2 protein-coding genes are annotated in these 1,070 nt (G+C 42.4%); both read right to left on the bottom strand.

Going from position 1 to position 1,070, the window contains the following annotated elements:
• Positions 1 to 137 precede the first annotated feature (137 nt).
• A complete protein-coding gene (locus HMPREF2983_RS10105) occupies positions 138 to 452 on the bottom strand; it encodes a helix-turn-helix domain-containing protein (RefSeq protein WP_070668041.1) in 315 nt (104 codons plus the stop codon).
• 7 nt (positions 453 to 459) lie between these two features.
• Positions 460 to 729: a helix-turn-helix domain-containing protein gene (locus HMPREF2983_RS10100; protein ID WP_025070210.1), complete on the bottom strand. Its 270-nt coding sequence runs from the start codon at positions 727 to 729 to the stop codon at positions 460 to 462.
• Between the last annotated feature and the right edge of the window lie 341 nt (positions 730 to 1,070).

The following is a 1,070-nucleotide window of genomic DNA, read 5'->3' as shown; positions in this document are numbered from 1 at the left end:
AGGCTCAAATCTTTTCTTTTCCTCTTCATAATCTATCGGCTGGTCAAAATCGGGCAACTCTTCGGGCTTACGGAGCTTAACGCCATAATTGCCCATATCTCGAAGGGCTTGTTCCAGACGTTGTTTCCTTTGTTCATCTATTCTTGCCATAATTTCTTGGGTATTGCGTTATAATGCCTTTCAAGCATTGTTTGTATGTCGCTCTGTTTGTAAAGTATCTTCCCTCCGATTTTGTAGAAAGGAAGTATTCCTGCATTTCTGTACTCTTGGAGAGTGCGTGTACTGAGCCGTAATTGGCTGCAAACCTCCTCGCCAGTGAGGTAAACCTCTCCGCCCAACATCGGACGGGCTGTGGCGCAATAACGCTCCAATTTCTTCAATATTCCTTCCATCAGTTGTGAAAACAACTGCATCTGAGGGTCTTCCTGCGTAATGATTTCATTCTCCGCCATAGTTCATTCATTCAATGTTTGCGTTCAATAACTCCGTGATGTCGCTCTCCTTGTAATAGCACTTGTGTCCAATCATTGAGAAAGGGATTTTTCCCGTATCTCTGTATGATTGCAGGGTACGTTTGCTGATGCCCAAACGCTTGCACACGGCTTCGTTGTCGAGCCATTCGTCCGTTTCGGGCGGATTGCCGATGAGTTGTTCGATACTGTGGATAAAGTTTGCAAATTCGGAGTGGTGTCGCTCCCACGCTTTGCGGTCGATGATAATGAGTTTCATTGCCTTAATTTTGTTTTGATTACTTTATTGTTACTCAGCAAACAAACTGTTATGCAGTCCATTGCCGTACTTCTCGGGTGCAAAAGTAAACCCTCGGAAGCACCGCTGCAAGAAATGAGGATAAGCAGGGAAATAGAGAGAAAGCAATAGAAAAACAAAGGAAATCCGTCTGTGTTATTACGGTAATGAGATGAGGTGCCGGCTCGTTCCTTTTATTATTTTGTTGTTTTATCGATAATTCGATAGTTCGACAAATCGAGATGTCGAAGTGTCGATAGATAGTTTTATTGATAGATAGTTTTATTGCTAGATTATTTTGACGATATATAGTTTTGACAACA

Source organism: Prevotella sp. HMSC077E09, from assembly GCF_001814685.1.
GTDB classification, from domain to species: Bacteria; Bacteroidota; Bacteroidia; order Bacteroidales; family Bacteroidaceae; genus Prevotella; species Prevotella oris.
The sequence above is the reverse complement of the archived record's forward strand: the minus strand, read 5'-3'. Positions and strand labels throughout refer to the sequence as shown.

Excerpts from the sequence above, each read along its gene's own strand:
- HMPREF2983_RS10105 (WP_070668041.1), bottom strand. The coding sequence starts at position 452 with ATGGCGGAGAATGAAATCATTACGCAGGAAGACCCTCAGATGCAGTTG.
- HMPREF2983_RS10100 (WP_025070210.1), bottom strand. The coding sequence starts at position 729 with ATGAAACTCATTATCATCGACCGCAAAGCGTGGGAGCGACACCACTCC.